Source organism: Streptomyces sp. ISL-94 (assembly GCF_018614075.1).
GTDB lineage: Bacteria > Actinomycetota > Actinomycetes > Streptomycetales > Streptomycetaceae > Streptomyces.
This window is the reverse complement of sequence record NZ_JAGGOZ010000027.1, coordinates 86675-106907: the sequence shown is the minus strand read 5'-3', so window position 1 is coordinate 106907 and position 20233 is coordinate 86675. Positions and strand designations below refer to the sequence as shown.

General features: G+C 71.9%; 20 protein-coding genes and 1 pseudogene. 15 read left to right on the top strand and 6 right to left on the bottom strand.

All coding sequences use genetic code 11. The annotated features are described in order from the left end of the window. Window position 1: 1 nt before the first annotated feature. The 4 genes and pseudogenes from J7E94_RS10690 to J7E94_RS10675 all read right to left on the bottom strand — a co-directional run. On the bottom strand, window positions 2–1318 hold the full coding sequence (locus J7E94_RS10690; RefSeq protein ID WP_215014359.1) for a hypothetical protein: 1317 nt from the start codon (window positions 1316–1318) through the stop codon (window positions 2–4). Further along, complete coding sequence (locus J7E94_RS10685; RefSeq protein WP_308344847.1) at window positions 1318–2793, bottom strand: N-6 DNA methylase; 1476 nt, start codon at window positions 2791–2793, stop codon at window positions 1318–1320. The genes J7E94_RS10690 and J7E94_RS10685 overlap by 1 nt, the downstream gene beginning before the upstream one ends. 26 nt (window positions 2794–2819) lie before the next feature. Then, the gene (locus J7E94_RS10680; RefSeq protein WP_215014357.1) at window positions 2820–3011 is read right to left on the bottom strand and encodes a hypothetical protein; all 192 of its coding nucleotides are present in this window, start codon (window positions 3009–3011) and stop codon (window positions 2820–2822) included. Window positions 3012–3265: 254 nt separating this feature from the next. Next, window positions 3266–4048 (bottom strand): annotated as a pseudogene (locus J7E94_RS10675) (aminotransferase class I/II-fold pyridoxal phosphate-dependent enzyme); the annotation flags it as partial. A 130-nt stretch (window positions 4049–4178) separates the two neighbouring features. Between J7E94_RS10675 and J7E94_RS10670 the strand changes: the two are divergent. The 7 genes from J7E94_RS10670 to fbaA all read left to right on the top strand — a co-directional run bounded on the left by J7E94_RS10670 (window position 4179) and on the right by fbaA (window position 10793). Continuing rightward, entirely contained in the window at window positions 4179–4403 is a 225-nt protein-coding gene (locus J7E94_RS10670) for a hypothetical protein (RefSeq protein WP_215014355.1), read from the top strand. Window positions 4404–4724: 321 nt separating this feature from the next. Next, window positions 4725–5276 carry a DUF2617 family protein gene (locus J7E94_RS10665; protein WP_215014353.1) on the top strand — a complete coding sequence of 184 codons (552 nt, stop codon included), beginning with the start codon at window positions 4725–4727 and terminating at the stop codon, window positions 5274–5276. Window positions 5277–5430: 154 nt separating this feature from the next. After that, a complete protein-coding gene (locus J7E94_RS10660; protein ID WP_215014351.1) occupies window positions 5431–7074 on the top strand; it encodes a polyamine aminopropyltransferase in 1644 nt (547 codons plus the stop codon). Between the two features lie 32 nt (window positions 7075–7106). Further along, the gene (locus J7E94_RS10655) at window positions 7107–8114 is read left to right on the top strand and encodes an SRPBCC domain-containing protein (protein WP_215014349.1); all 1008 of its coding nucleotides are present in this window, start codon (window positions 7107–7109) and stop codon (window positions 8112–8114) included. Window positions 8115–8140: 26 nt separating this feature from the next. Next, window positions 8141–8929, top strand: coding sequence for an aldose 1-epimerase (locus tag J7E94_RS10650; RefSeq protein ID WP_215014347.1), 789 nt, complete (start codon window positions 8141–8143; stop codon window positions 8927–8929). A gap of 20 nt (window positions 8930–8949) precedes the next feature. After that, complete coding sequence (pyrE, locus tag J7E94_RS10645; RefSeq protein ID WP_251056446.1) at window positions 8950–9513, top strand: orotate phosphoribosyltransferase; 564 nt, start codon at window positions 8950–8952, stop codon at window positions 9511–9513. A 248-nt stretch (window positions 9514–9761) separates the two neighbouring features. Beyond that, window positions 9762–10793: a class II fructose-bisphosphate aldolase gene (fbaA, locus tag J7E94_RS10640; RefSeq protein WP_215014345.1), complete on the top strand. Its 1032-nt coding sequence runs from the start codon at window positions 9762–9764 to the stop codon at window positions 10791–10793. A 161-nt stretch (window positions 10794–10954) separates the two neighbouring features. Here fbaA and J7E94_RS10635 read toward each other — a convergent pair whose 3' ends face one another. Next, window positions 10955–11950, bottom strand: a complete 996-nt coding sequence (locus tag J7E94_RS10635) for a ScbA/BarX family gamma-butyrolactone biosynthesis protein (RefSeq protein ID WP_215014343.1) — start codon at window positions 11948–11950, stop codon at window positions 10955–10957. A 393-nt stretch (window positions 11951–12343) separates the two neighbouring features. Between J7E94_RS10635 and J7E94_RS10630 the strand changes: the two genes are divergently transcribed. The 8 genes from J7E94_RS10630 to J7E94_RS10595 all read left to right on the top strand — a co-directional run bounded on the left by J7E94_RS10630 (window position 12344) and on the right by J7E94_RS10595 (window position 19902). Continuing rightward, a complete protein-coding gene (locus tag J7E94_RS10630) occupies window positions 12344–13057 on the top strand; it encodes an HAD family hydrolase (protein WP_215014342.1) in 714 nt (237 codons plus the stop codon). Window positions 13058–13130: 73 nt separating this feature from the next. Continuing rightward, entirely contained in the window at window positions 13131–13898 is a 768-nt protein-coding gene (locus J7E94_RS10625) for an SDR family NAD(P)-dependent oxidoreductase (RefSeq protein WP_251056445.1), read from the top strand. Window positions 13899–13972: 74 nt separating this feature from the next. Then, window positions 13973–14689, top strand: coding sequence for a ScbR family autoregulator-binding transcription factor (locus J7E94_RS10620; RefSeq protein ID WP_251056444.1), 717 nt, complete (start codon window positions 13973–13975; stop codon window positions 14687–14689). Between the two features lie 190 nt (window positions 14690–14879). After that, on the top strand, window positions 14880–15728 hold the full coding sequence (locus J7E94_RS35365) for a BTAD domain-containing putative transcriptional regulator (RefSeq protein ID WP_215014341.1): 849 nt from the start codon (window positions 14880–14882) through the stop codon (window positions 15726–15728). A gap of 399 nt (window positions 15729–16127) precedes the next feature. Next, complete coding sequence (locus J7E94_RS10610) at window positions 16128–16541, top strand: DUF3151 domain-containing protein (protein ID WP_215014340.1); 414 nt, start codon at window positions 16128–16130, stop codon at window positions 16539–16541. A gap of 150 nt (window positions 16542–16691) precedes the next feature. Next, window positions 16692–17540, top strand: a complete 849-nt coding sequence (locus J7E94_RS10605) for a tryptophan 2,3-dioxygenase family protein (RefSeq protein ID WP_215014339.1) — start codon at window positions 16692–16694, stop codon at window positions 17538–17540. Then, window positions 17533–18846 (top strand): kynureninase, encoded by a 1314-nt coding sequence (kynU, locus tag J7E94_RS10600; protein ID WP_215014338.1) that lies wholly within the window; start codon window positions 17533–17535, stop codon window positions 18844–18846. The genes J7E94_RS10605 and kynU overlap by 8 nt, the downstream gene beginning before the upstream one ends. A 171-nt stretch (window positions 18847–19017) precedes the next feature. Continuing rightward, complete coding sequence (locus J7E94_RS10595) at window positions 19018–19902, top strand: S9 family peptidase (protein ID WP_215014337.1); 885 nt, start codon at window positions 19018–19020, stop codon at window positions 19900–19902. On the opposite strand, the gene J7E94_RS10590 is transcribed toward J7E94_RS10595, so the two are convergent. Further along, complete coding sequence (locus J7E94_RS10590) at window positions 19827–20201, bottom strand: hypothetical protein (RefSeq protein WP_308344843.1); 375 nt, start codon at window positions 20199–20201, stop codon at window positions 19827–19829. The two genes, J7E94_RS10595 and J7E94_RS10590, sit on opposite strands and share 76 nt — an antisense overlap. Window positions 20202–20233: the final 32 nt, after the last annotated feature.

Sequence of the window (20233 nt, the reverse complement as noted above, 5' to 3'; positions counted from 1 at the left end):
CTCACTCGGGTACCCGGCGATTCTCCGGAGACCATCCTGACTCATCGCCGGTCTTGCCATCGCGTGTTGCGGGGACCGCAGTGGGGCGAGGAGTGAAAGCGCCCTCTTCTCCTTGCTCTGCCGCCGGCTCCCGGAGGACCCCGGCCTTTGCCGAGATGTCGCGCAGGAGTGCGTCCCGCAGGGCGTGCAGCGTCGCGATCTTGGAGATCAGGGGTCGCGCCACGGCGTGCAGGGGCTCGGCCATCGAGTGGAACCGGGTGCGCGTGAACTGGTCTGGCCAGGTGACCTTCAGGCGCTTGAGGGCGCCGGCGGAGATCTCTCGGGCGTTCCCACCCTGCGTCATCTGTGTGATGTCGCTGCCCCGGCTTCTGAGTTCGTGAAGCAGCCACCAACTGTCCCTGTCCTCGACGGGCCGTACCGCCACGACACCTCTGAGGGGTGTCGCCGGGCGGCGCGTCACAACGATGTGGGCGCCGTCGGGACGGGTGCTCAGCATGAAGGTTCCGGGAGGATGCGCCTCGCCGGCGTCCTCTGGGCTTCGCAGGCGGAACCTCTCCACATGGGGCACGGGGAGGTCGAAGAGGTCTCTTGGAACGATCGCGTCGACGGTGTGTCCTGACGGCATAGGGGGGAGCGAGCGTTCGGAACCTTTGCCCGTCTTCAGTTTGGCGACCTCGGCGAGCGCTCGTGTCTCCCAGGATAGGTCCGCCGACGCCCAGTCGTCGTGAAGGGCGTCGGCCAGTTCCAACGCCTTTCGCGCGGTTTCCTTGTAGAAGGAGGCCATCTCCTCGATGAGGCCGAAGGCCCGGTGGTACGCGGTGATGACGTCCGGCGGGGGGAGCGGAAACAGCATGCGGCGGAGGGTGTCGAGGCTGACGGTGGGCTCGACGTGCGCCGTCACGTCCTCGTCGATCCGGGCCTTCGCCGTGGGCGTCTGCAGCCAGATGCGCAGCCACCGCACGAGGTGCGGATCGGCACGGATGATGCCGACCGACCTGGTCGCTGTCCACCCCGCGTGCTCGGCGGTGACCAGCGCGGAATCGCCCACCCGCCTGACGAGTACCACGGCCAGGTCGCCCTCCCTGAGGGTTGCCCGGGTGGGCGGGGATTCGCCCGGCCCGCGTTGATTGGTCCGGGGCGCGAGGATGACGCCGCCCTGGACGAACGTGGAGCTGACGACTCCTGGAGTCTGATCGGCGGCTCCGTCGTCGAGGAACCCGGAGGTGGTGTAAATGTCCCTACGGGCCCGCTCGATCTCGATGGAGGTGGTCGGCCAGGCCGCCGTACCGGAATTGACCTGGTGGGCATTTGCTTCCATCAGATCTCCTCCAGGATGTCCAGCAGCTGGAGTTCCAGTTGGCCCATCCGGTCGAACTGATCAGCCAGTTCGAGCTTGAGCTGCTCGATCCGGCTCCGCGTGTCCCGTGTGGGACCCGGCGGCTCCACGGCGTACGAAGTCGGCATCAAGCTGTACTCGTGGTCAGCGATCTCCTTGGTGGAACAGCTTCGGGACCAGCCAGCGGCGTCGTTGTACGGCGTCGCCGCGGCACCGTTCTCGGGTAGGCCACGCCAGGCCGCGAGGGTGGTCAGGATCAATGCCGTGTTCTTGTCGCCGAGCCTCCGTGCTCTCGACTCCGGGACCGGTTCGACGGCTCGCCGCGCGTTGATGAAAAGCACCTGTCGGCGGCGGTCCAGGACACCCCAGCCGGGGCGCGCGCTCTTGTCCCTGTTGAGCACCCACAGACAGGCGGTGGCTTGGGTGTGACCGAACACGCGAGGTGGCAAGGCGATCACGCATTCGACGAGATCATCACGCAGGAGGCGCTCCCGAAGCCTTCGGGGGACGGGCAGTCGACTGTTGGCCACGGTGTCGGCCATCAGGAAGGCAGCACGTCCGGCCGGAGCCAGCGCATGCGCGATGTGCTGAATCCACGCGGAGTTGGCGGATCCGGGGGACGGCGGTTCCTCCGGCCATCGGGGATCGACGGGGACCGGGGGCGCCGGCCGGCGGACGCTCCGCTCCTTCTTGTCCTCCGGCACCCAGTCACGCTGGTTGAAGGGGAGGTTGGCCAGGATGATGTCGTGGGGCTCGAGTTCGGGCTCTGCGAGGCTGTCCCCGGGCGGGAAGACGTGGGCGGTGATCCCCCGCACGGCGAGGTTCATGCGGGCCACCTGCGAGGTGTGGACGTGCTGCTCCTTTCCTTGCAAGGACATGGTCGGGTCCAGCTCGACTCGGTCGCGGACATAGCGGTGACTCTCGACGAGAAGTCCCCCTGAACCACAGACCGGATCCAGCACCCTGTGCCCGTCGCGGGGGACGGCCGCACCGACAATGAGGCGTGTCATGTCCTGCGGCGTGAAGTAGTGGCTGCCCTCTGCCTGGTCCACCGAGAGGTCCCGCAGGCACTGATCGAGTAGTGGCCCGACCCGCTGGGTGGAGCCGATGATCTGGACGAGCGCGTGCAGTGTTCCTTCGGAACCTTGGGGCGGAACGGGCATCAGGCTCCTGGTGCCCGTATCGACACCCTGTACGTCGGGCGCGGGAAGCCAGTGGGCCAGACACTTGCCCACGGCAGCGCGGATTCCCGAATCGCGCCCTGCAGGCTGACTCAGCAACCACGACCAGGTCGGCACGCTGGTGCCAGGAGCGGCGTGCGCCCTCCGGCTCAGGTAGAGCAGTCCGAGGACGAGGCGAGTCGCGTCGGAGGCGTTCATCAGCCGCGAGAGGTGCGTGCGGTGTCGACGTACCTTCACGAGCACCTCGTCGAGCGAGGAGGGGGCCTCGGCCTGCACGCGCCCTCGCAGGGCACCCGTGTCGCTCACGCGCCCACCACACCCAGGGCGCCCATGACCACGATGAGGAGCGACAGAGAGCCGGCGAAGGTCACTGCCCCGGTTTTGAAGGCCGTTGAGCGACGCCCTCCCGAGACGAGGGTCACCAAGCTGCCGGCCTGAGCGGCGACAAGCGCCACGAGGATCGCGATGATCACGTACATCAACTTCAACTGCATGTGGTTCCTTCCTGATGCCAGGGCGATCGTCCGTATGGACGAGTGGGCCGGTGATCCCCGGCTTCAGGAAGGACAGTAGAAGACGTGGGCCTCGCGCCGGTGGGTGCACGCTGTTTGGGATTTCCTATACGCGCGCCCGGAGTTCAAGCACTTGCGGCAAGTGCACGCCGTTTGGGATACAAGGCAGCCACGTCGGCGAGAGGGCGCGTTCGGGCATCCGCCTCACACCCCAAATAGGTGGCTGAACAGGGCTTGACCCAGCCGACCTTCCAGCCCGTGAAGGAGAAGGTCTTCCCAGCGGAGGAGATGGTGACCGTGCGCTCGCGCATGCCCGGGAAGCCCGCCAGGGGGGTGTGGACGCCCTCGAAGACGAGGTGCTCGTACACCTCGTCCGTGATGACGAGGAGGTTCCGCTCGACGGCGAGCTCGGCGATCGCGGCGAGCTCCGGTGCGGTCAGGACGGTGCCCGTGGGGTTGTGCGGGGTGTTCAGCAGGAGCAGGCGGGTGCGCGGGGTGACGGCGGCGCGCAGCTCGTCCAGGTCGAGGGCGAAGGCCCCGGCGCGGGGGCGCAGGGTGACGGGGACCCGGACGGCGCCGGCCATCGCGATGCAGGCGGCGTACGAGTCGTAGAAGGGTTCGAGGGCGATGACCTCGTCACCCGGTTCGAGGAGGGCCAGGAGGGCGGCGGCGATGGCCTCCGTGGCGCCGGCGGTGACCAGGACCTCGGTGCCGGGGTCGTAGGGCAGGCCGTAGAAGCGCTGCTGGTGGGCGGCGATGGCGGTGCGGAGCTCGGGGATGCCGGGGCCGGGCGGGTACTGGTTGCCGAGGCCGGTGAGGACCGCGCGGGAGGCCGCCTCGGCGATCTCCGCGGGGCCGTCGGTGTCGGGGAAGCCCTGCCCCAGGTTGATCGACCCGGTGCGGGCGGCCAGCGCGGACATCTCCGCGAAGATCGTCGTGCCGAAGGCCGCCAGCCGGCGGTTCAGGAAGGGGCGGTCGCTGGGGCGGTCGCTGCTCACGGGTGCGCTCATGGGCGCCATCCTGCGGGGAACCTCTGGACTTGCTCAAGTGTGCTTTGGGCCGCGTGGCCTGCGGGCATCCCCCTTCCACGCGGGACGCGGGGATCCCGTTCCCCCGGGAAGACCGGGGTGTGAGAGAGGGGCGGACCGCATGTTCGTCTTCATCGTGATCGGGCTTCTCGTCTTCGCGTTCTTCGTGACGCTGGTGGTCCGTTCGTTCAACAGCGGTTACACCGGCAGCCCGCGCAAGCGCAGCTGGTGGGAGGGCGGGGGCGGCGGCTCGTCGTCGTGCGGATCCTCGTCCTCCTGCGGATCCTCCTCGTCCTGCGGCGGATCGTCTTCCTCCTGCGGAGGCGGGGGGTGCGGTTCCAGCTGACACGGGGCAGCCGGCACCGCGTGGAGGGGGGCGCCCGACGGTCTGGATTCCGTCGGGCGCCCTCTCGTTCGCCCATGCATCACGACGCGCGGGACGCAACCTGTTGAACACCTGAACTGCGAAGCCCCCGGGGGGATGTAAAGCCCGTCAAGTTGGGTAAATGCGCTGTGAGTGCCGTGCCTTTCATGATTCCCTCGGTTGAGTAGACCAGTCCCCGGACCTCCCGGGACTTCCTGTGGACCCGTGCCGGTGACCCCCCACCCGTTGACTACCGCTGGCGGGCCCCGGCCCATCTCCCTCGCGCGTTTGCGGAGCCGACTCATGCTCACGACCCTCCAGACCACCTATACCGACACGCGTGCCGCCGATCTCGCCTGGGCCCTGGGTCGGGACCGGCTGCCCGCACTGGCCGTACTGAACCTCGAACTTTCGGGCGCGAAGGTGGAGTTGCGCCTGCTCGGAGCCTCCCACCAGGTGCTCCTGGAGGAGGGTGAGGTGCTCTGCTCGGAGACGGTCGCCTGCATGCCCGGCAGCAGCACGCCGCTGCCCCTCGGCGTGGCCAAGCGGGTGGGCGACTGGGAGTACGAGTTCGCCGCACGGGTCGAGACCTTGTCCCGCGGATCCTTCGCGGGCCGGGCACAGGAGTTGCTCGCACTGGTCGCCGACCACCCGAACGGGCTAGCGGGCACCTTCCCCGGCAGTCCGCACGCCTTCACCGCCATGCTGGCGCAGCGCTACGAGGGCCAAGTGCGCTGGCGGACCTGGCACGCGTACCCGCAGGAGGGCCAGCTCGTGGCCACCCGGACCCGGGTGGGCGTACGGATGGGCGCGGCCGCGGCGGCCGCCGCACGGGAGTCGCCGGCGCTGCGGTAGGGGGTGTCCGGCCCTGTGGCGCGGGGCCGGGGCGCCCGGGGGTCTCGCGGGCGCGAATGTTCCTGCCTGGTTACGCCAACTGGCCTCATCAGTACGCCTCTTGAACCCATGTGGGTGACCGGATGCGGGTGGGTGGTGACGTACGGTTCGCTTCATGATCGACCGTTCCGTCCCGCGCCGGGTGCTTCCGACTCCGGAGCCGCGGGGCGCCGCGACCGTCCCGGCCGCCCTGCCCGTACGGCCCCGGACCGGCCGACTCCTCGTCCTTGCCACCGTGTTCGTCTGCGCCGCCTGCGGGCTCGTGTACGAACTGGAGCTGCTCGCCCTCGGCTCCTACCTCATCGGCGACTCCGTCACCCAGGCGTCGGTCGTGCTGTCCGTCATGGTCTTCGCCATGGGCGTCGGCTCCCTGCTCGCCAAACGTCTGCGGAACCGGCCCGCCTTCGGCTTCGGCGCCATCGAGGCCGGAGTGGCCCTGCTCGGCGGGCTCTCGGCCATGGCGCTGTACGCGAGCTTCGCCTGGCTGGGGGAGTCCCGGCCCGCCCTCGTCGCCTTCTCCTTCGCCATCGGGGTGCTCATCGGCGCGGAGATCCCGCTGCTGATGGTCCTGATCCAGCGCATCCGCAGACAGGACGCGGGCGGGGCCGTCGCCGACCTGTTCGCCGCCGACTACGTGGGCGCCCTGGTCGGCGGCCTCGCCTTCCCCTTCCTGCTGCTCCCGCTGCTCGGCCAGCTCACCGGGGCCATGCTCACCGGCACCGTCAACGTGGTCATCGGCGGCGGGGTGGTGCTGTGGCTGTTCCGCCGCGACCTCGGCCGGCGCGAGCGCCGGATGCTGATCGCCGCGAACGTGACCGTCCTGGCCGTCCTGGCCTGCGGGACCGTCCTCGCCGACGACTTCGAGCGGTCCACCCGCCGCGCCGTCTACGGCGGGGAGGTCCGGGTCGCCGTCCAGACCGGGGTGCAGGAGCTGGTGCTCACCGGGCCCACCACCGGCTCCCCGCGCTCCCTCGACCTGTACCTCGACGGGCGGCTGCGGGTCAGCGGCTACGACGAGTACCGCTACCACGAGGCCCTCGTCCACCCCGCCATGACCGGCCCGCACACCCGGGTCCTGGTCCTCGGCGGCGGCGACGGGCTCGCCGCCCGCGAGGTGCTGCGCTACCGGGACGTCGCCTCCGTCACCATCGTCGAGCTCGATCCCGGGGTGGTCCGGCTCGCCCGCACCGACCCGATGCTGTCCGCGCTCAACGCCGGGGTCTACGGGGACCCGCGCCTCGGGATCGTCACGCAGGACGCCTTCCGCTGGCTGCGCGGGCCGGCCGCCCGGGGCCGGTTCGACGTCATCGTCTCCGACCTCCCGGATCCCGGCATCACCCCCAGCACGAAGCTGTACTCGCAGGAGTTCTACGGGCTGGCCGCGCGGGCCCTGAGCCCCGGCGGCCGGCTCGCCGTGCACGCGGGGCCGCTTGCCACGCGGCCCCGTATGTACTGGACCGTCGAGTCCACCCTCCGTGCGGCCGGGCTGCGGACCGCCCCCTACAGCGCCGGCGGCCGGCTCTCCGGCTTCACCGCCGGGCCGGACCGCACGCCGCACGGGGCGACCGGCACACCGCCGCAGGACTGGGGCTTCTTCCTGGCCGCCCGCGAACAGGTGCCGGCGCTGAGCGTGGACCACGACACGCCGGGGCTGCGCTCGCTGTCGACCGGCTCCCTCCAGGACGCCGCGCGCGACGCGGAACGCACCCGGATGACCGGACTTCCACCGTCGACCCTGCCGCACCCGCGGTATTCGTGACCCGGTGCCCTCTCGTCGGTAGGCTCGGCCGCATGGAGCATCAGGTGTTCGTTCCGGTACCGGCAGACAGTCTCCGCGCCGTGCTGCGCGACCCCGTCCGGGTGGCCCGGTGCGTGCCGGGACTCCAGCAGGACGCCGACACGGACTCCGGGCCGGTCTCGGGCCGGCTGAAGGTCCGGGTCGGCGGCAGCACCGTGACCTACCGGGGGGCGCTGACCGTCACCGAGCGGGACCCCGGCCGCTTCGACCTCGACGGCGAGGGCACCGAGGTCCGGGGGAGCGGGACCGTCACCCTCTCGCTGGTGCTGCGGCTGCTCCCGCGGGAGGACGGGACCCGGCTGGACTTCACCGCCGGGGGCACCGCCGAGGGCCGGGCTGCCGCCTTCACCGCCGAGGCCACCGCCTCCGCCGTGCGGCGGCTGCTGGACCGGGCCGCCGAACTGCTCGCCGCGGCGGCCGCGCCGGGCCCGGCGGATACGGCGGCCGCGCCGGGTACGGCGGATACGGCGGATGTGGCGGATGCGGCGGATACGGCGGCCGCGCCGGGTGCGGCGGATGTGGCGGATGCGGCGGATGCGGCGGATGCGGCGGCCGCACCGGGTGCGGCGGATGCGGCGGATGCGGAGCCGGGGCCCGGCGGGCTCGCCGATCCGGTGGCCCAAGCCGAGGAGGCGGAGGAGGCCGGGGACGCCGAGGGCTCCGGGGGCGCGGGGTCCACCGAGGACGAGGTCACCGAGGTCACCGCGTCCGTCTTCGACACCGAGGTGCCGCCGCCCTCCCTGGACCCCTTCCTGTCCAGTGAGTTCGACGAGCTGGACGGGCTCCCGCGCCCCCCGGCCGAGGCCGCGCACGCCCGCCGCACGATGATCGGCCGCAGCGCCGAGGAGGTGGACCACGCGCCCCCGCGCGGCCGCTACGCCCCGGTTCCCGCGCCCACCGCCACCTCGGCCGCCGACAGCCTGCGCTGGATCGCCCCGGCGGCCGCCCTCGCCCTCGCGTCGGCGGTGGTCCTCGGCCGTGCCCTGCGCCGCCGCCGCTGACCGGCCGCGCCGTTAGGGTCGACCGCATGAGTACGCAACTGAGCGCCGGTGGCGCCGAGGTGATCGTCGACCAGGAGAACGGCTGCCGGATCAGCAGCCTGCGCATCGACGGGACCGAGCTGCTGCGCCAGGGCCCGCACTACGGGTCCTTCCCGATGGTCCCGTGGTGCGGCCGGACCGAGAACGGCCGGTTCAGGGACGGCGCCACCGTCCACCAGATGCCGGTCAACCACCCGCCGCACGCCCTCCACGGCTTCGGCCGCGAGGCGGCCTGGCGCCTGGCCCGCGCCACCCCTACCGAGGCGGTCTTCACGTACGACCTCGGCGAGCCGTGGCCGTACCCCGGCCGGGTCACGCAGATCTTCGAGCTGTCCGAGGAAGCGCTCACCCTCACCCTGGGCATCGAGACGTACGGGGACTCCTTCCCCGCCCAGGCCGGCTGGCACCCGTGGTTCCGCCGGAACCTCGGAGCCGGCGGCGAGGACGTGCGCCTCGGCTTCGACCCCGCCTGGCAGGAGGAGCGCGGCGCCGACCACCTGCCCACCGGCCGCCGCATCGGCCTGAAGCCCGGCCCCTGGGACGACTGCTTCGGCATGCCGGACGGGGTCGACGTGACCCTGACCTGGCCCGGCGCGCTGGAGCTGAAGGTCGCCAGCCGGTCCGAATGGGTGGTCGTCTACGACGAGGAGGCCGAGGCCGTCTGCGTCGAGCCCCAGTCGGGACCGCCGAACGGGCTGAACACGATGCCGCGCCTGGTCACCCCCGTCGACCCGCTGGAGATCTCCAGCACCTGGACGTGGCGGCGGCTCCCGTAGGGCCCCTTAAGCTCAGAGGCATGAGTGACGTCAACGAAGTAATGCCGTCAGGCACACGCGATGCGCTTCTGCAGCAGATCAAGGACAAGGCCGTCGTGCACGGCAAGGTGATCCTCTCCTCCGGCCGGGAGGCCGACTACTACATCGACCTCCGCCGGATCACCCTCGACGGCGAGGCGGCCCCGCTGGTCGGCCAGGTCATGCTCGACCTGACCGCCGAGCTCGACTTCGACTGTGTCGGCGGCCTGACCCTGGGCGCCGACCCGGTCGCCACCTCGATGCTGCACGCCTCGGCCGCACGCGGGCAGCGCCTGGACGCCTTCGTCGTCCGCAAGGCGCAGAAGGCTCACGGCATGCAGCGCCGCATCGAGGGCACCGACGTGAAGGGCAAGCGCTGCCTGGTCGTCGAGGACACCTCCACCACCGGCGGGTCCCCGCTGACGGCCGTCGAGGCGGTCCGCGAGGCCGGCGGCGAGGTCGTCGCCGTCGCCACCATCGTCGACCGCGGCGCGGCCGACGCCATCGCCGAGGCCGGGCTCCCGTACCTCACCGGCTACCGCCTCGAGGACCTCGGCCTGTCGTAGAACGGCAGGATCCCGGCCACGCACACGGGGTGACGAACGGCCTCGGACCTCCCGGAACAGGTCCTGACCTGCTCTTATCCGGGCTGCCGGGATGTTTCACGTGAAACGTCCCGGCCCGTTCGGCTCGCACTGTGGACAGCAGGGGTGGAGTGTCGGGCGGAGTCTGGAAAGATAGGCGCGACGGTGACGTCGCCCCCAGGTCAGGGCCCGCAATAAGCACACTCCCCGCACATCCAAGGAGCGGACAGATGCCCATCGCAACCCCCGAGGTCTACAACGAGATGCTCGACCGGGCGAAGGCAGGCACGTTCGCCTACCCGGCCATCAACGTGACCTCGTCCCAGACCCTGCACGCTGCGCTGCGCGGCTTCGCGGAGGCCGAGAGCGACGGCATCATCCAGATCTCCACCGGTGGTGCGGAGTTCCTGGGTGGTCAGTACAACAAGGACATGGTCACCGGCGCAGTCGCCCTGGCCGAGTTCGCGCACATCGTCGCCGCCAAGTACGACATCACGGTCGCGCTGCACACGGACCACTGCCCCAAGGACAAGCTGGACGGCTACGTCCGCCCGCTGCTCGACATCTCCGCCGAGCGCGTCGCCAAGGGTCTGAACCCGCTCTTCCAGTCGCACATGTGGGACGGCTCCGCCGAGACCCTGGCCGACAACCTGGCCATCGGCCAGGAGCTGCTCGCCAAGGCCGCCGCCGCGAAGATCATCCTCGAGGTCGAGATCACCCCGACCGGCGGCGAGGAGGACGGCGTCAGCCACGAGATCAACGACGAGCTGTACACCACCGTCGAGGACGCGATCCGCACCGCCGAGGCCCTGGGCCTGGGCGAGAAGGGCCGCTACCTGCTGGCCGCCTCCTTCGGCAACGTCCACGGCGTCTACAAGCCGGGCAACGTCGTCCTGCGCCCCGAGCTCCTCAAGGACCTCCAGGCCGGCGTCGGTGAGAAGTACGGCCAGGCCGCCGGCAGCCAGCCGTTCGACTTCGTCTTCCACGGCGGCTCGGGCTCCACGGCCGAGGAGATCGCCACCGCGCTGGAGAACGGCGTCGTGAAGATGAACCTCGACACCGACACCCAGTACGCCTTCACCCGCCCGGTCGTGGACCACATGTTCACCAACTACGCCGGTGTCCTGAAGGTCGACGGCGAGGTCGGCACGAAGTCCAAGTACGACCCCCGCACCTGGGGCAAGGCCGCCGAGGCGGGCATGGCGGCGCGTGTCACCGAGGCGTGCGCGAACCTGCGCTCGACCGGCACCAAGCTGAAGTAGTCCCGCGGCACTCCGCGGCACTCCGCGGCACTCCGCGGCACTCCGCGGCGAAGGGGCCGGCCCCGTCTCACGACGACGGCCGGGCCCTTCGGCTTTCCCTGAATCCCCCCGTTCCCCGCGACGCCCCCCGACGCCCGGGAACCCCTTACCCCGTCATGCCGTCACGCCGTCATGCCGTACGGCAGTGCATCGACCACGCCGGTGCCGACGAGGGCCTCGAAGACCTCCTCGCCGTTCTGCGTGCCGGCGACCTTGACCCGGGCGCGGCCGATGCGCTCGGCGCGGATCCAGAGCGGCGCGCCGAACTCCGCGTACCGCTGGTACGTGCTGGTCACGGAAACCGGCAGGACGGCCGGGGCCGCGGTCAGTGCCACCGCGGCCTGGCGGGCGGCCTCCAGGAGCACCATGCCCGGGAGGTGGTCGCCCGGGTGGTCGAAGAGGACCGGGTGCCGGGTGTCGTACCGCAGCTGCCAGGTGGCGCCGGTGCCCTGCTGCGGCGCGGCGGCGAGCACCACGTCGAAGGGGGAGACGCGGCCGACCTGGGCCGGCTGGAGCGGGTTCGCGGGCAGCGAGGGCTCGGGCCGCCGGTCCAGCTGTCCGGCGCGCAGCCGGCGGTACACGGCGGGCGACGCGACGTGGTAGCCGACGTCCCCGGTGGCCACCACAGCATCTCCCTGACGCGCCGTTACCCGGTAGCGCAGCGCCTGGAGTTGGCTGCCGCGGCGGCGCACCTCGGTGCAGACGACGTCGAGGTCGAGGCCGGCGGGCGTGTCGCCTATCACCAGGTTCTCGGGGACGGTCGTGTAGTCGAGGCCCCACAGCAGGAACTGGTGGCCGAGCGGGACGTCGAAGGCCTCGTGGGCGACGTACGAGCCGACCTGGCGGATGGTCTCGCAGATCAGCATCGGGTCGTAGTGGGTTCCGGCGATCGGTGCGAAGAAGCTGTGGCCGCGCGGGAGCTGCGCGGTGACGTGGAACCGGTCCTCGGCGGGACGGCACATGCCCGTCAGGAAGACCTCGGCGAGGGCCGCGCGGTGCACGAGCTCGCGGGGGACGGTGGTGGTGAGCCCCCCTTCCTGCCGGCCCGGGCACCGGCAATCGCCGGTGGGGGAGGTCACGTTGGCGAGGACGTCCGTCGGTTCCAAGGTCGTGATCATGAAGTCCCTCGAGATCATGGCCGAAAGCCGAGCCGCACTACTTGCCTTACGCAAAGTACGTACTTCCGGGTTTGCTTGTCAGAGAGAGGATTACCTGATCACCAAGGACCTCTGGGTCTGAAAGTGACGCAAACCACACCACGGGGAGTAGTGGAATGGCTGCCTCCAGTAGGCATTCTCGCAGGTCAGCGGCTGGCAAAGGCGGTCCGGGCGTGCGGCGTTGGTTTTCGGCCGACGGCGGGTTTGTGGGGCGGCGTCGGGTATCTTTTTGCTCAGCGGCAGCCGCGTACCCGGGAGTATTTTTTGGGGGCCCCCGGACGCCCACGGCTACCGCGTCTCCTCAGCGGCGCACCGCGTCCTGCCACCGCCCGGGCCCCCGCCGATTGGAGACCGATGCACGCCCTCCGGCACGTCCGCCCGCTGGAGCACCTGCGGCTCGCCGCCGTGAACATCGACGGGGTCCTGCTGAACGACACCTTCAGCCCGGTGATCCACCACTTCGTCACCAGTCGCGGCGGGACCTACGGCGCGGACGTGGAGCGCGCGGTCTTCTCGCAGTCCCGGACCACGGCCGCCCGGGCGCTCGGCGCCGCCGCCGGGCTGGACTGGACCCCGGAGAAGGTGCTGGAGGTCTACTTCGAGGAGCGGGCCGCCTACCTCGCCGAGCACCCGCTGCGGGTACTGCCGGGCGCGGAGGCCCTGCTGCACCGGCTGCGCGCCCTCGGCCTGCGCACCGTCTGCTACGGCGGCCTCGACACGAGCCACTTCGACGCCTGCCTCGGCCACTTCGCGCACCTCTTCGACGAGCCGCGCTACATCTGCACCAACGACTTCCGCCCCGGCATCCGCGAGATCACCGTGGACGCCTTCGGCCTCGACTACGACCAGGTGCTCTTCATCGACGACGTCGCCAGGGTCTCCGAGGCCGCCCGCGACCTGCGGGTCCCCTTCATCGGGCACCCCAGTCCCTTCGAGCACGGCCACCAGGGGCATCTCATGCGCGAGGTCGGCGTACGGCACCTGGTCCGCTCGCTCGACGAGATCGACGAGGACCTGCTGCGCGTGCTCGACGGGGAGGCCGCCGCCGGTCTCGCCTGGGCCGCCTGACAGCCGTAAGCCGGTATGCCGGTAAGCCGGTATGCCCGGGAACCGTCACCGCACCGTCGTAAGAAGGAGAGTCATGGCAGGGGAGCGCATGCTGGAGGGCAAGGTCGCGCTGATCACGGGCGCGAGCAGCGGCATAGGCGCCGCCGCGGGCCGGGTGTTCGCACGCGAGGGAGCCCGGATCGTCCTTGTGGCGCGCCGCGAGGACCGGCTCAAGGAGCTCACGGGGGAACTGCGCGCCGCCGGAGCGGACGTCGAGTACGCCGTGGCCGACGTGACCCGCCGGGAGGACACGGCGCGCGCCGTGGACCTGGCCGTGAGCCGTTTCGGGCGGCTGGACTGCGCCTTCAACAACGCGGGCTGGGGGACCGGCCGCACGCCGCTGCACGAGATGGACGACGAGCTGTACGACCGGATCATGGACGTCAACGTGCGCGGGGTGTGGAACTGCCTGCGCGACGAGATCGCCGCGATGCTGAAGACCGGCGGCGGCACGATCGTCAACAACAGCAGCGTCGCCGGCCTGCTGGCCACCCCGGTGGCCGCGCCCTACGTGGTCGCCAAGCACGCGGTGATCGGCCTGACCAAGGCCGCCGCCGCGGAGTACGCGGCGCAGGGCGTCCGGGTCAACGCGGTGGCCCCGGGCACCACCCGTACCGAGGTGGTCGAGGAGTGGTTCGCGGCCGTACCGGGCATGGAGGAGCGGCTGCACGAGGCCACTCCGCAGCCGCGCACCGCCGAGCCGGCGGAGATCGCCGAGGCGGCCGCCTGGCTGTGCAGCTCCCGGGCCTCCTTCGTGACGGGGGTGACGATGCCGGTGGACGGGGGCTTCACGATGGTGTGAAACTTTACTCATCAGTACGTACCCGGGGGCATGTATTGCCGGTCGATCGGGGGCATGGAGAGGGACAGGTACACATGAGGACGGAACGACCGCAGGCGAAGCAGGACCGTGCCGTGCGCACCCGCCAGGCGATCCTGGAAGCCGCCGCCGTGGTGTTCGAGGACCGCGGCTACGACGCGGCCAAACTGACGGACATCGTCAGACTCGCCAACGTCACCAAGGGCGCGCTCTACTTCCACTTCGACTCGAAGGAAGACCTGGCCCAGGCGGTCATAGACGCCCAGGTGGGGATCGACCCGGCCTTCACCCCGCAGGAGTTCAAGGCGCAGGAGTTCGTCGACATCGGCATGATCTTCTCGCACCGCCTCCAGCACGACGTGCTGATGCGCGGCAGCGCGCGGCTCACCCTGGAGCAGAACGGCCGGGCGCTGGACCGCGCCGCGCCCTACCAGGGGTGGATCGACCTGCACACGGCCCTCCTGGGCGAGGCGAAGGAGCGCGGCGAGCTGCTCTCGCACGTGGATCCGGCCGGGCCCTCGCGGCTGATCGTCGGCGCCTTCGCGGGCCTCAACGTCATGTCCCAGACCCTGGGTCTGGACTTGGACCACGAGGTGTCGGCGCTCTATACGAGCGTGATGCCGAGCCTGGTGGTATCGGCGGTGGCGATCCGGCTCGACACCGCGCCCGGCCGCGGCGGCAGGGCGCTGCACGGCCCGAACGGCGCCCACCTGTGCGACTGTTCGGACTCCCCGCTGGCCGCCCGCGCCGTCGAGACGGCCATCGCCGGCTGATCCCGGCCCCGCCTCTCCTCCCTCACGGTCCCCCGCCCTTCCCGGGCGGGGGACCGCGTGTTTTCGGGGTGTGCCGGGCGTCACCGGCAGGGCTCGCCGTGATCGGTAGCCAAAAACAAAATCCCGGGTATTCTTTTTTCGGGTTCACGCTGACCGGACCCCTGCCTTGCCTTGCCCCTGGGAGAAGACTGTGGAGATTGACGTGCTCGGAGGGCTGGAGGTCCGCGAGAACGGTGTTTCCCTCGCGCCCGCCACGCCGCCCGCGCGACAGGTTCTGGCCATGCTGGCCGCGCACGCCGACCAGGTGGTGCCCGTCGCCGTCCTCGCCGAGGAACTCGCCGTGCTCGTGCCGCCGGAGCACGCGCGCGCGGCCCTGCACTCCTGCGTGGGCCTGCTGCGCCGGCGGCTCACCGCGGTCGCCGCCCCGGGTGGGCGCCGCACCGCGGAGTCGGTCCTGGTCGAGACCTCCGGCGGATATCTGCTCGACACCGGCGACGGGCGGTCTGACCTCCATGAATTCGCCCGTGAGGCGGGAGCCGGATGCCGCGCCATGGCCTGCGGGGACCACGAGTCGGCGGCGCGCCGGCTGCGCGGGGCGCTGCGGCTCTGGAAGGGCCCGGCCTTCGACGGGGTGACCCCCGGGCCCCGTCTCGGCGAGCGGATCGCGGACCTGGAGGCCACCCGCAAGGCGGTCGCGGAGCAGTGGGTGGAGGCCGAACTCGCCCTCGGGCGGCACCGTGCACCGAACTCCGGAATGGCCGAACCGTCCCCCTTCCCCGGCCTCCGGGGAACGGACTCCGGCTGGGGCCGGCTCCGCGGGGCGGTCCCGCCGGGGGAGGCCCCCCGTACGGCCGCCCGCCCCGTCCCGTACCCCTCGTGCGGGGCCCGTGCCGCCTCCCGCGAGCCCGCCGGGAGGGGCGAAACATACCGGGAGCCGGCCGCCGTGCTCCGCGCGGACTTCGGACGCGGTGCCACGGTCACCGCCAGGGCGCTGCGCCGCTCCCCGCTGCGCGGAGCTCCGGCGCCCTCCCTGGCGTGACCGGGCGGCCCGCGGTGTCGGGTCCAGCCTGAGGGCCGCCCCCTGATCGGCCCCCCGGGAACCCCCGCCCCGGGGGGTCTTCGCCATGCCCCGAACCCACGGGACAGGCGCGCTCGCCGTGCTGGAACTCCTCGACGGGCCTGTCCGCCGCAGCCGCCTGACGCTCCATCACCGACTCAACCCAGCCCTGGCGTCTGAGGCGCGGGTGCGGGGCGCACCTGTTCTTGTTCCGGCGCCTGGTGCAGGCAGGCGGACCGTTCCAGCCGCGGCGGCGTGGGAGGCGCGGGGTTCGGGGCGGAGCCGCGGGCGGGCCACCGCCGATCCCCGTAGCGGCCCGCCCGGACAGGGCCCTGGCACGTTCAGGGACACGCCCCCACCCCCGTCGGCCAGACTAGGGACATGTCCATTCACCAGAACCTCCTCGGGGGCCCCGCCCCCACCCACCTCCCCGACGAGCCCGGCCGGGAGGCCCTGGCCGCCGGCACCCCCGCCGCCGAGGTGGCGGCCGCGCACCCCACCTCCTCCCTCGCCTGGGCGACCCTCGCCGACGAGGCCTTCGCCGCCGGCCGCACGGTCGAGTCGTATGCGTACGCCCGTACGGGCTACCACCGCGGTCTCGACGCCCTGCGCCGCGCCGGCTGGAAGGGCCACGGCCCGGTCCCGTGGGAGCACGAGCCGAACCGCGGCTTCCTCCGCGCCCTGCACGCCCTGGCCCGCGCCGCCGAGGCGATCGGCGAGAAGGAGGAGTACGAGCGCTGCTCGACCTTCCTGCGCGACTCCTCCGAGACGGCGGCGGACGTACTGAACGCCTGAGGCAGCCACAAAGCGGAATGTGACGTACCCCACTCCCCGCTGGAGCCCCGACCCACCCGTGTCTTACGATGCGGGCAGGGGACCGGGGCTCCACTCACCTCACCGGAAGGAGCGGACCGCTACCCGGAAGCACGTGTCGAGGAGACAGCGATGTCGAACACCCTTGATGCCTCCGGAGTCGGCGGTTCGGACACCCCGAACCTCGACTTCGCCGGCACGACCCCGTACGAGGACTACGTTCAGGCGGACGTCCTGACCCACCTCCAGCACCTCCGCTCGGACGACCCGGGCGAGATGGTCTTCCTGGTGACCACCCAGGTCATGGAGCTGTGGTTCACGGTCATCGTCCACGAGTGGGAGACGGCGGCGGAGGCCCTGCGCAAGGACGACCTCCCGGTCGCCATGGACGCGCTGAAACGTTCCCTCCGCGAACTGGAGGCCTTGAACTCCTCCTGGCGCCCCCTCGCCCAGCTCACCCCGGGCCAGTTCAACGCCTACCGCTCCGCCCTCGGCGAGGGCTCCGGCTTCCAGTCGGCGATGTACCGCCGGATGGAGTTCCTGCTCGGCGAGAAGTCGTCCTCCATGCTGGTCCCGCACCGCGGCGCGCCGCGCGTCCACGCGGAGCTGGAGAAGGCGCTCCAAGAGCCCAGCCTCTACGACGAGGTCCTGCGCCTCCTCTCCCGCCGCGGCCTCCCGGTCCCGGCCGCCGTCCTGAACCGCGACCTCTCCCAGCGCTACGAGTCCTCGCCCGAGGTGGAGGCCGTCTGGACGGCCCTGTATGCCACCCCGGACGAGCACCTCGACCTCCACCGCCTCGGCGAGGTCCTCACGGACGTGGCCGAACTGGTCTGGCGCTGGCGCAACGACCACCTGGTCGCCACCCGCCGCGCGATGGGCGCGAAGACGGGAACGGGCGGCTCGGCCGGCGTGGCCTGGCTGGAGAAGCGCGCCACGAAGAACGTCTTCCCGGAACTCTGGACGGCGCGCAGCCATGTCTGACCCGACCACGCCCCCGCGGCCGACCCCGCCGGCCCACCCGGCCGGGGCAATTCCAGCCCCGCCGGCGTTTGAGGCGCGGGGTCTGGGACGGAGCCCCCGTGGCCCCCGCCCAGCCGACCTGGCGTCGAGGGCCGAGGCCCTCGACGCGGCCGACGACCTCGCCAAGCTCCGCGCCCGCTTCACCCTCCCCGACGGAGTCGTCTACCTCGACGGCAATTCCCTCGGCGCCCTCCCCGCCACCGTCCCCGACACCACCGCCGACGTGGTCCGCAGGCAATGGGGCGACCTCCTCATCCGCTCCTGGGACGAGAGCAACTGGTGGACCGCCCCCGAGCGCATAGGTGACAAGCTCGCCCCCCTCATCGGCGCGGCCCCCGGCCAGGTGGTCGTCGGCGACTCCACCAGCGTCAACCTCTTCAAGGCCCTGGTCGGCGCCGCCCGCCTGGCAGAAGCGGCGGCCCCCGGCCGGACCAAGCTCCTGGTCGACGCCGCCACCTTCCCCACCGACGGCTACATCGCCGCGTCCGCAGCCCGCATGACGGGCCTCACCGTCACCCCGGTGGACCCCGCCCACGCGGCCGACGCCATGGGCCCGGACACCGCCGTGGTCCTCCTCAACCACGTCGACTACCGCTCCGGCCGCCTCCACGACCTCCCCGCCCTCACCGCCGCGGCCCACGCCGCCGGGGCGATCGTCGTCTGGGACCTCTGCCACTCCGCCGGAGCCCTCCCCGTCGGCCTCGACGCCCACGCCGTCGACCTCGCCGTCGGCTGCACGTACAAGTACCTCAACGGCGGCCCCGGCGCCCCCGCCTACCTCTACATAGCCGACCGCCACCAAGCCGCCTTCGACTCCCCCCTCCCCGGCTGGAACGGCCACGCGGACCCCTTCGCGATGACCCCGGACTACGTCCCCACCCCGGGCGTGGCCCGCGGGCGCGTCGGCACTCCGGACATCCTGTCCATGCTGGCCCTGGAGGCGGCGCTCGACGCCTGGGACGGGGTTTCCGTCGAAGCCGTCCGCGCCAAGTCCCTCGCCCTGACCGACTTCTTCCTCGAATGCGTGGCGGCGTACGTGCCCCCGGGCACGGTCGAATCCGTCACTCCCACCCTCCACGCCCACCGCGGCAGCCAGATCTCCCTGCGCACCGACAACGCCCGCGAGGTCATGGCGGAACTCATCTCCCGCGGCGTCATCGGCGACTTCCGCGCCCCCGATGTCCTGCGCTTCGGCTTCACCCCGCTGTACGTCGGTTTCGCCGACGCCGAGCGCGCCGCGCGCACACTGGGTCACATTTTCGGGTGACCCGGTAGCGAAACGTCACATCGCCGGGCGGGCGGGGCTACGGCTCCGCCCGCCTTCCCGCATCCCGGACCCCGCACGGAACGCCCCGTTCCAGCCTGATACGGTCCCGCTCTGCCGGTCCCCCGGAACATCTGTCCCCGCTGTCCCACGCGTTACCGAGAGGTTGAGCCGATGACGGACCCCGCCGCCGTGGAACGGGACGCCGCCGAGGCCGCCTCGGCCTTCTCCCATCCGGCGGTCGCGCCGGACGCGACCGCCGCGTACGGGGAACACCCCGACCAGGTCGTCGACTTCTACGCCCCGCGCGGCGAGGCCCAGGACCCCGCTTCCGCCCCCCTCGTCGTGGTCCTGCACGGCGGCGCGTGGCGGGCGCCGTATGACCGGCAGCACATCACCCCCCTCGCGGGCTTCCTGGCCCGCCAGGGTTTCGCCGTCGCCAACGTCGAGTACCGGCGCGGCAGCTCCCTCCCCCGCCAGAACGCCGACGGCCCGGTCGCCGGGCGCTGGCCGGAGACCTTCGACGACGTGGCCGCCGCGATGGACGCCCTGCCGGGCCTGGCCGCGACGGCCCTCCCGGCCGCCGACGTCCGCCGCACCGTCGTCACCGGCCACTCGGCCGGCGGCCACCTCGCCCTGTGGGCGGCGGCCCGCCACCGGCTCCCGTACGAGTCCCCGTGGAGGCTGCCTTCCCCGCCGCTGCTGCGCGGCGTGGTGGCGCTGGCCCCGATCGCGGACTTCGCGGTGGCCGAGGAACTCGGCGTCTGCGGCGGTGCTTCCGCCCAGCTGCTGGGCGGCCCCGAACACTTCGCCGCCCGCCTCCCCTATGCCGACCCGGCGTCCCTGCTTCCTACGGGCATCGCCACCGCGGTGGTCCAGGGCCGCGAGGACATCGTGGTCCCGGCGCGGGTGGCGGAGTCGTACGTGGCCGCGGCCGCGAAGGCGGGGGAGATGGTCGGCCTGACCCTCCTCGACGGGGTCGGTCACTTCCCGCTGATCGACCCGGCGGCGGACGCCTGTGCGGTGGTCTCGGAGGAGATCTCGCAACTGGCCTGGTAGAGCCCGGCGGCCCGGTACAGCAACAGCGCGTGGACGAACCGGTCCTCGCCGCGCGGCGGCCACCGCCACCCGAGCGGCCAGCACCCGTCCGCCTCCGGGACGGGCACGTAGCTCGTCCGGAACGCCCCCGAGGTCAGCCGCGTGAACCCGGTCGGCCAGACCCGGTAGGCGGCGCCGCCGACCGGGATCAGGAAGTACGTCGGCCGCCGCCCGTTGGCCTGTGTGATGATCGGCCCGGGGTCACCCCCTGTGAGCGTCCCGAGCAGGTCGGCGAGGTCCCGTCCCGTGTCACCGTCCACACGTACTGCGTCAAATAGCATTCCTGCCTTGC

What these genes read in the sequence shown, in the direction of transcription:
- J7E94_RS10690 (WP_215014359.1), bottom strand. Translation starts at nt 1,318, where the DNA reads ATGGAAGCAAATGCCCACCAGGTCAATTCCGGTACGGCGGCCTGGCCG.
- J7E94_RS10680 (WP_215014357.1), bottom strand. Translation starts at nt 3,011, where the DNA reads ATGCAGTTGAAGTTGATGTACGTGATCATCGCGATCCTCGTGGCGCTT.
- J7E94_RS10670 (WP_215014355.1), top strand. Translation starts at nt 4,179, where the DNA reads ATGTTCGTCTTCATCGTGATCGGGCTTCTCGTCTTCGCGTTCTTCGTG.
- J7E94_RS10665 (WP_215014353.1), top strand. Translation starts at nt 4,725, where the DNA reads ATGCTCACGACCCTCCAGACCACCTATACCGACACGCGTGCCGCCGAT.
- J7E94_RS10660 (WP_215014351.1), top strand. Translation starts at nt 5,431, where the DNA reads ATGATCGACCGTTCCGTCCCGCGCCGGGTGCTTCCGACTCCGGAGCCG.
- J7E94_RS10655 (WP_215014349.1), top strand. Translation starts at nt 7,107, where the DNA reads ATGGAGCATCAGGTGTTCGTTCCGGTACCGGCAGACAGTCTCCGCGCC.
- J7E94_RS10650 (WP_215014347.1), top strand. Translation starts at nt 8,141, where the DNA reads ATGAGTACGCAACTGAGCGCCGGTGGCGCCGAGGTGATCGTCGACCAG.
- pyrE (WP_251056446.1), top strand. Translation starts at nt 8,950, where the DNA reads ATGAGTGACGTCAACGAAGTAATGCCGTCAGGCACACGCGATGCGCTT.
- fbaA (WP_215014345.1), top strand. Translation starts at nt 9,762, where the DNA reads ATGCCCATCGCAACCCCCGAGGTCTACAACGAGATGCTCGACCGGGCG.
- J7E94_RS10635 (WP_215014343.1), bottom strand. Translation starts at nt 11,950, where the DNA reads ATGATCACGACCTTGGAACCGACGGACGTCCTCGCCAACGTGACCTCC.
- J7E94_RS10630 (WP_215014342.1), top strand. Translation starts at nt 12,344, where the DNA reads ATGCACGCCCTCCGGCACGTCCGCCCGCTGGAGCACCTGCGGCTCGCC.
- J7E94_RS10625 (WP_251056445.1), top strand. Translation starts at nt 13,131, where the DNA reads ATGGCAGGGGAGCGCATGCTGGAGGGCAAGGTCGCGCTGATCACGGGC.
- J7E94_RS10620 (WP_251056444.1), top strand. Translation starts at nt 13,973, where the DNA reads ATGAGGACGGAACGACCGCAGGCGAAGCAGGACCGTGCCGTGCGCACC.
- J7E94_RS10610 (WP_215014340.1), top strand. Translation starts at nt 16,128, where the DNA reads ATGTCCATTCACCAGAACCTCCTCGGGGGCCCCGCCCCCACCCACCTC.
- J7E94_RS10605 (WP_215014339.1), top strand. Translation starts at nt 16,692, where the DNA reads ATGTCGAACACCCTTGATGCCTCCGGAGTCGGCGGTTCGGACACCCCG.
- kynU (WP_215014338.1), top strand. Translation starts at nt 17,533, where the DNA reads ATGTCTGACCCGACCACGCCCCCGCGGCCGACCCCGCCGGCCCACCCG.
- J7E94_RS10595 (WP_215014337.1), top strand. Translation starts at nt 19,018, where the DNA reads ATGACGGACCCCGCCGCCGTGGAACGGGACGCCGCCGAGGCCGCCTCG.